Annotated in this window: 5 protein-coding genes; 1 reads left to right on the top strand and 4 read right to left on the bottom strand. The window is 49.7% G+C overall.

Features of this window, described 5'->3' with window-relative positions:
* The 3 genes from Q0231_RS03820 to Q0231_RS03810 all read right to left on the bottom strand — a co-directional run.
* Positions 1 to 2,354, bottom strand: a 2,354-nt coding sequence (locus Q0231_RS03820; RefSeq protein WP_299345302.1) for a TRAP transporter permease, incomplete at its 3' end; no start/stop codon positions are given.
* A gap of 80 nt (positions 2,355 to 2,434) precedes the next feature.
* Positions 2,435 to 3,394 (bottom strand): TAXI family TRAP transporter solute-binding subunit, encoded by a 960-nt coding sequence (locus tag Q0231_RS03815; protein WP_269394372.1) that lies wholly within the window; start codon positions 3,392 to 3,394, stop codon positions 2,435 to 2,437.
* A gap of 64 nt (positions 3,395 to 3,458) precedes the next feature.
* Complete coding sequence (locus Q0231_RS03810; protein ID WP_269393665.1) at positions 3,459 to 4,799, bottom strand: FAD-dependent oxidoreductase; 1,341 nt, start codon at positions 4,797 to 4,799, stop codon at positions 3,459 to 3,461.
* Positions 4,800 to 5,028: 229 nt separating this feature from the next.
* Between Q0231_RS03810 and Q0231_RS03805 the strand changes: the two genes are divergently transcribed.
* A complete protein-coding gene (locus Q0231_RS03805; protein WP_299345298.1) occupies positions 5,029 to 5,913 on the top strand; it encodes a LysR family transcriptional regulator in 885 nt (294 codons plus the stop codon).
* Here Q0231_RS03805 and Q0231_RS03800 read toward each other — a convergent pair.
* Positions 5,906 to 6,670 (bottom strand): M56 family metallopeptidase (locus tag Q0231_RS03800; protein WP_299345295.1); only part of this gene is annotated, 765 nt, incomplete at its 5' end. The two genes, Q0231_RS03805 and Q0231_RS03800, sit on opposite strands and share 8 nt — an antisense overlap.

The following is a 6,670-nucleotide window of genomic DNA, read 5'->3' as shown; positions in this document are numbered from 1 at the left end:
ACCGGCAAGACAACCGTCACATCTTTTGCTTCGCCCGTATCAAAATCAGGCCCACTAACAACAATTCTAACATCGCTGCCAATTGGTGCCTTGCCCACAACTTCTTCCAACTGTGTTGGCGCTGCGTTTTGATATGGCGGTTGCACATAGTCCAAAAAGAACCCAGGGCGGAACAGGGTGAAAGCGATAAGGATGAGCAACGCAGATTCCCATTTGCGAGACTTCGCAAAGAAATAGCCCTGCGTTCCCGCTGCGAATAATAACATCGCCACAGTCGCCACAATGAAGACAATTATGCCATCAATCCAACCCACGTTAATCAACAGCAAATCCGTGTTGAAAATAAACAAGAACGGCAGTGCAACTGTGCGCAAGCTATAGAAAAACGCTGTAAAGCCAGTGCGAATGGGATCCCCGCCCGAAACGGCAGCCGCCGCAAAGGACGCGAGCCCCACCGGGGGCGTAACGTCCGCCATTATCCCGAAGTAGAATACAAACATGTGCACTGCAATCAACGGCACAATAAGGCCATTTTGCGCACCGAGCTCCACAACGACACCCGCCATCAACGAAGACACAACGATATAGTTCGCGGTTGTGGGCAGCCCCATGCCTAATATCAAGCTGATCACACCAACGCACAACAACATGATGATGAGATTGCCGCCGGACAAGAATTCGACCAATTCCGCCATCACTTGGCCAACCCCAGTCAGGGTTACAGTGCCAACAATAATACCGGCAGCAGCCGTTGCCACACCAATACCAATCATGTTGCGCGACCCAGCAATCATGCCAGTGATCAAATCATCAAAGCCATCTTTAAACTCAGCGGCAAAATTGCCTGTTTTGCGGAAGAAGGCTTTTAGCGGCTTTTGGGTCAGCAAAATCACAATCAACAAAGAAGCAGCCCAAAAAGCGGACAGGCCGGGTGATTTTCGCTCAATCATTAAGAACCAAACAAGGACCACGATAGGCAAGATGTAGTGAAGCCCAGTTCCCTTTACGTCATCATAGGCGGGCAGTTTCACAATTTCAGAGTTTGGATCATCTATGGCCAAATCAGGTGCACGTGCAGCAACGGCAACCATTCCAACATAAATGACCAACGTGGAAACAGTCAAAATGATCGAGGCACTTTCACCGAACAAATCTCGCATCCAGCCGATGCCGTAGTAAATGCCAAAGCAAAGCGCACCAAACACGGCGAACCCGATAAAGGTCGACAACAATTGTTGGATAAAAGTCTTTGTTTGCTGCACGGGTTTTGGCAGTGCTTTCATGCCTTTCTTTAGTGCTTCCAAATGCACGATGTACAAAAGCGCTATGTAGGACACTACAGCCGGCAGGAAGGCGTGCTTAATCACATCAACATACGGAATGCCGATATATTCAACCATCAAGAACGCTGCAGCCCCCATTACCGGCGGCATAATCTGACCGTTCACCGAAGACGCAACTTCAACCGAGCCGGCCTGCTCTGACGTAAAACCAACTCGCTTCATCAATGGAATAGTGAATGTGCCCGTAGTTACCACATTGGCGATCGACGAACCCGAGATCAAACCGGTCATCGCAGAACCAACAACAGCTGCTTTTGCCGGGCCGCCGCGCAGGTGACCAAGCAGCGAAAAGGCGATTTGAATGAAGTAATTGCCAGCTCCAGCCTTATCCAAAAGCGAGCCAAACAACACAAACAAGAAAACAAAACTGGCCGACACCCCCAAAGCGATGCCAAACACACCTTCAGTGGTGAGCCACATGTGGCTCATGGCTTTGGAAAAGCTAGCGCCCTTCCAACGGATCACGTCTGGTATGAAGCTTTCGGAGCCAAAAAACACATAGACAAGAAAGATCAGTGCGACGACTGCCAGTGCAGGCCCGAGTGCGCGTCTTGCAGCTTCAAGCAAAATCAACATCCCGGCCCCTGCCATGACCAATTGATATGTTTCAGGCAGACCTTGCGCGCCCGTATTTGCTAACGTTTCATAAGCATAAAAGGCAAAACCTGCGCAAAGGGCGCCAGTTAAACCCAATACCCAATCATATATGGGGATGCGCGTCCGCGAACTGTTCTTAAAGGCGGGATAAGCCATGAATGCCAAGAAGATGGCGATGGCCAAGTGCAAGGAACGGGTTTGCGTGTCGTTCAACACCGGAATAACGCGCCCAATAGCGGTATAGGGAAGAGGCGAAGCGATCCAAAGTTGAAAAATGGCCCAAAAAAGAGCTATCCCCGCGATCAGTTTTCCGACCGGTCCTGCCGGATTGCGCGCACCGCTATCGGTCGCAGCAACCAAATCTTCCAATTCTTCGTCGCTCAATGGCGCATTCTTATTGTTGACGTCGCTCATGTGCCCCTCCAATGATTCCCCAATACATTCCCCCAAAATGGGGAAAGGCGGCACCAATGGTGCCGCCTCAACATTACAGCTTACATGCCGTTTTCAGAATAGTACTTGGCGGCACCATCATGAATTGGTGCTGAAAGGCCGTCTTTTGCCATTTGCTTGGGGTCAAGATTTGCAAACGCAGGGTGCAAACCACGGAACCCATCAATGTCGTCAAACACCGCTTTTACAACTTCGTAAACAATGTCGTCTGCAACAGCCGCTGAAGACACGAATGTCGCGCCAACGCCAAATGTAGTCACATCGTCAGGATTGCCGCGATACATGCCACCTGGGATTGTTGCAGTCCGGTAGAACGCATTGTCCGCAATCAATTTGTCGATCGCTTCTCCAGTTACGTTCACCAACACAGAGTCACATGATGTTGTGGCTTCTGAAATTGATCCAGAAGGGTGACCAACTGTGTAGATCATTGCATCGATTTTATTATCGCAAAGTGCTTGCGCTTGCTCAGATGCTTTCAGCTCTGAAGCCAAAGCAAAGTCGCCTGTTGTCCAACCCAATGCGTCCAACACGACATCCATAGTACCGCGTTGGCCCGAACCTGGGTTACCGATGTTTACGCGTTTGCCTTTGAGATCTTCAAAGTTTTTGATGCCAGCATCTGCACGCGCAACAACGGTAAATGGTTCTGGGTGAACCGAGAATACAGCGCGAAGGTCCGTGAAAGGTCCCTGCTCTTCAAATTTTGAAGTACCATTGTAAGCGTGATACTGCCAATCAGACTGCGCAACACCAAACTCCAACTCGCCTGCACGAATAGTGTTGATGTTATAGACTGAACCGCCAGTTGATTCCACAGAACAACGGATTTTGTGTGTCGCACGGTTCTTGTTGACCAGACGGCAAATAGCACCACCTGTTGGATAGTAAACGCCGGTTACACCGCCCGTACCAATTGAAATAATGCGCTGTTCCTGTGCAATTGATGCACCTGACAATCCAGCAACCATAGCCACACCAAGTGCGGCACTCATGATCATCTTCTTCACGTCGTTTCTCCCTTTAGACGTTTTTGGTTAGTTCATGCCAATCTGGCATGTCGTGCTACGCAGAAGCGACCAAATCAGCACCACTAGGGTTAGCGCTGTTTGCTGGTTTCACTTCTGACGTAATTTCTTGTCTGCTGTCGGCCATTCCAAACTGGGCACAGACTTTTGATGCCAATTCAACAGCTGTTGCCGCTGCCATTGTCCACCCCAACGTGCCGTGACCACAGTTTACAAATCCATTTAAAAGTGCCGTTTTGGACACAATTGGCTGAGAATTTGGTGTAACGGGCCGATGCCCGACCCACGGTTCTCCATCGCCATCCATTGCGGCCAAACCGGGAAATCGCTTAGTCAAAACCGACCTGAGTTGTTCAATGCGTGCAGGCGCAACGCTGGCCGCATCGTACCCGATATCTGCCAAACCAGCGATACGAAGCTTGTCGCCAAGCGGGCAAAGAACAGCTTTCGCTTTAATATCTGTAACACTGTGCTTTGGGGCATTCGCGCCGAGACGGTAAGTCAAGCTGTACCCCGCAACAGGGACTATTGACAAACGAATACCCAATTGTTTTGCAAATCTGGAGCTCCATTGACCGGCAGCAAAAACAAACGCATCCGCTTCAATATCACCCCTGTTTGTTTTTAGGGCACGTATGGCGCCATTACGAACATCGACAGACGTCACCTCATGCGAACGTAAAAAGCGATTGTTCGGCGAGGCCGTCAAAATAAGGTCCAATGCCGCTCTTGCAAAACGTTGGGGGTCTCCAACCTCCTCATCCGGCGAGTATAGAGCCCCCGCCATCTCCCCACCAAAACAACCCAGCGCTGGCTCCACCTCAACAGCTTCACCCGGTGTCAGAACTGATTGTCGAATACCCATGGTGCGTTTGAGGTCAATTAGCGGCTTTTGTCCCTCGATCGAGGCCTGATCTGGCAAGATTTGCAGCTTGCCACTAACCTGATGATCAAAATCAAAATGATATCGATTTTGCCAAATATCCATTTGCGCTTTCGAGCGCAATGCAATCTCTAAACTCGATCTTGTATTGGCAATAAATCGATTTGCTGTTCCCTCACGTAAGAAAGAAATTAGCCAAGATAAGTTATGAGGCGTCGGTTTGAGGCGAAACTTCAACCCAGCTTCCTGTCCAAGCAGAATTCGACCTGCCATCGCAATTAATCCCGGCGCCGCCATCGCGTCTGCATAGCCATAGCTCAGCTGTGCACCATTGCTTTTACTTGTCGCTTGGCTCACGTCGTCGAGCTGATCAACCAACACCACATGAAAGCCACTTTCGACCAAAGCCAAAGCACTGGTAACACCAACAATACCGGCACCCAGCACTGCAACAGTTGGTTTTTGCGAATGCGATTGAGTTTGAAATAGCGTCATTGCAGCGTGCCCAAAGGCCGCGCGCCAAATGACAAAGGATGCGCGAAACACCTTTCAAATCGGTTTTGGTCAACACCTTCAGTAAGCAACCCAAGATACATCGACAACACTCGCACCATCCAGCCTCAGTCTTGCCAGACTAAGCAATTCCTTTTCAAAAGGTAAATAATAATACATTGGCTTCTTATAATCTCAGGTTATAATAAGCCTGAAAATTGGAGCCCATCAAATGCGCTTAAGACACATCGAAATTTTTCACACAATCATGGTTGAAGGCTCCATCAGCGGCGCAGCGAAAGTACTCAATATTTCGCAACCCGCCGTGAGCACAGCCCTGCGGCACGCAGAAGATCAACTGGGCTTCCAGCTGTTTCACCGCCAAGGCAAACGAATTGTACCTAGCCATGAAGCAAAACTGCTATTCGCGCACACCGAAACGCTGATGCAGCAGGTCGACCGGGTAAGCCAGATTTGCGAAAATATCAATGAAGGTATTGGCCTCACCATAAAGATTGGCGTCGTGCCCGCACTTTCGTTCCAGCTTTTGCCTTTCGCATTAGCTGCCCTGCGCCAAGCATTCCCTCACATCGCCATTACAGCAAACGTCATGCGTTATGATGCGATGCGCGAAGCCTTGATGCGCAAAGATATCGACATTGCATTGTCCTTTTATGGTGGCGACATACCGGGGATGCGCACCCATAAAATTGGTAGAGGGCGATTTGTTGTTGTTAGCCAGCGCGGCCGTGCAGACGTGAAGCGCACGCCAGATATCTCCTTGGTGACCAAAGAAGACTTTATTTCGATTGCGGACAGCGGGCCATTGGGCAAATTACTCGACATGGCCAAAGACAACGCAAGTCTGCGCGCCAGCCCTCAGTTGGCCACCGAAACCTATCACACAGCGATCTCATTGGTGAAGGTTGGCATGGGAATTACAATAGTTGATATTTTTTCTGCCCGCGCCAATGCAGCGGCAGACATCGAAATCACAGAGACCCAAAACATGCCCGGATATGATGTGTCTGTCAGTTTTTTACCCAACAGCGACAAATCATCCTTATTGTACGCGTTCAAGGAAATGCTGACACGCACCGCACTACAGATTATTTAGAAGAACTGTTGAGGCTTTCTAGGTGCTCAAGATTTGCAATTGTTGAAAGCATGATGCGGTCGTGGCTCCATTCGCTGGGTTGTTGCAACAACAGCAAAATCAGCATCGCCGCCAAACTCATGGTCAACATCAGACCAATATGGCCAAAACGCAAGCTTTTGCGCGCGCTTGGCAATTCAAGGGCGTAGAGTATCCGATATTCCAAACTCGATTGCCCACGACGCGCCAAATGCCGTTTTGGTTCCACAAAGGGCACTGCCAACGCATTATTGCGAGCTTTGGTTTGAGCCATATTTTTGGCTACGCTCAAAAGCGTTTCGCAATAGCGACGCTTGTTAAAGGTTTGCCGCGACAACAGCGCAGCGTCACAAAGCAATTCCCGCAGCACATTCAACCTTTTGCGGAACATAGAAAAAGCGGGATTCCAAAACATGAGTGGATGCACAAGGCTCCAAACATATTCCCAAGTCACATCACCATGCCGAATGTGTTGCATTTCATGGGCAATCGCAATGCGCATTTTCCAAGCATCGCCAATCATTGCAACCGGCATCACAACATAAAACGAACGCCAACCTCGGGTCGTAAACGGTACCTCCACACGGTCTGATGCAACAACTTGAACCCGGCCAAGTTTCTTAAGGGGGAAGCTATTGTTAAGAATACTGTGAAGCGAAACGGCATTCGCCCCTAACCTGGCAACAAAAAAGCCAAAGGCTGCGGCACCAAGGCCCAAGCCCAGAAGCGTAACCCAACT

This window comes from uncultured Maritalea sp. (genome assembly GCF_937139385.1).
Taxonomy (GTDB): Bacteria; Pseudomonadota; Alphaproteobacteria; order Rhizobiales; family Devosiaceae; genus Maritalea; species Maritalea porphyrae_A.
This window is presented reverse-complemented; position numbering and strand designations above follow the sequence as displayed.

Excerpts from the sequence above, each read along its gene's own strand:
- Q0231_RS03815 (WP_269394372.1), bottom strand. The coding sequence starts at position 3,394 with ATGATCATGAGTGCCGCACTTGGTGTGGCTATGGTTGCTGGATTGTCA.
- Q0231_RS03810 (WP_269393665.1), bottom strand. The coding sequence starts at position 4,799 with ATGACGCTATTTCAAACTCAATCGCATTCGCAAAAACCAACTGTTGCA.
- Q0231_RS03805 (WP_299345298.1), top strand. The coding sequence starts at position 5,029 with ATGCGCTTAAGACACATCGAAATTTTTCACACAATCATGGTTGAAGGC.